Origin of the sequence: Acinetobacter sp. WCHAc060042, from assembly GCF_003231195.1 — a bacterium.
Classification (GTDB): Bacteria; Pseudomonadota; Gammaproteobacteria; order Pseudomonadales; family Moraxellaceae; genus Acinetobacter.
The window spans coordinates 1-1,119 of sequence record NZ_QKVN01000104.1 but is presented as its reverse complement, the minus strand read 5'-3'; the positions used below and the strand labels follow the sequence as shown (position 1 = coordinate 1,119).

The 1,119-nt window shown below is 43.3% G+C and carries 2 pseudogenes; both read right to left on the bottom strand.

Annotation, left to right across the window (positions count from 1 at the left end):
• Window positions 1–613 (bottom strand): annotated as a pseudogene (locus DPG01_RS18400) (DUF2163 domain-containing protein); the annotation flags it as partial.
• Window positions 610–1,119 (bottom strand): annotated as a pseudogene (locus DPG01_RS18395) (hypothetical protein); the annotation flags it as partial. The pseudogenes DPG01_RS18395 and DPG01_RS18400, both read right to left, overlap by 4 nt.

Below are 1,119 nucleotides of genomic sequence, written 5' to 3'. Positions count from 1 at the left end.
TATCAATGGTAATCAACACCCCGCTTGGATCTTCAATCATGCCAATCAGAAAATAATTATCTGCATAGGCTTCCAGGCCGCGTAGCTCCATGTTCAGTTTATCCACGCTTTTAATAGTGGTCTTCACCACATAATTTGCCTTGGCCAAACGACAATCTTGATCAAACAATCGATATGGGCATGTGGCTTGAATCTTTCGAGTCACCGCATTACGCCCCACCTTGGTGTATTCCGTCTCAAATTGAAGTTTGATGCCTTCATCATGCGGTTTGACTTTGGTCAATCGACCTGACCAAAACTGTCTAAACTCAACCCCTTCATAACTGAACATTTGAACCGTGGTAATTTCTTCAAGTTCAGAACGGGAAAGGTTCTGGGCGAATACCGAAAGCAATGAAAATTCTATCTCCATGGTTTGCTTCTCTAAGTCTCGTCCAGACTTATGCGAACCACGTTTAATCACATGCGGTTCATACACCACACCTGCATGCTCAATAAAGGCATCACCATTGGTATACGCTCGTTGTACATTTCCTGTTTGGAAGAGATAGAGCTCTCGCTTGGCAATGGTTGATTGCCCATTACCAAGCAACCGAGTAAAAAATTTCATCATGGTTCAATTTCCAAAATGGCAACTGAAGACTCAGTGATGCCAGCACCTTTATATTGAATATCCACTGAATCGTTATTGAGCCGATGAAGGCCCAAATAGCTGATCATTCGAATATCCACAGCAGCTTTATTGAGTGCTGGTGTAATGGTGAGTCTCAGTGTGTTACTGGTTTGCACTGCATTTGAAATGCTATGTGCAGTCCAATTGCCTGACTTGTCTTGAATAGCGATATGCTTTCGATTCGAGGCATATTCCTGGTACTGGTTCAACTCAACGTCAATCACAGTTGAAATCGCACCTGTACTTTTGAGATAGAAATTACGCTCAAATGTTGGCAACCAAAATGTGCGATATTGGCCCAGTCGGCGAAATAGAAACTGTCGATATTCAAACAAGGCTTGCTGACCTTTCATCATTGATCGCATCTGTTTGCCGTAACGGGCATGTATCCAGTTGCTATGCTGATCAATCGGCCCTAAACCAAAATCCACCACAGTCTGGTGCTG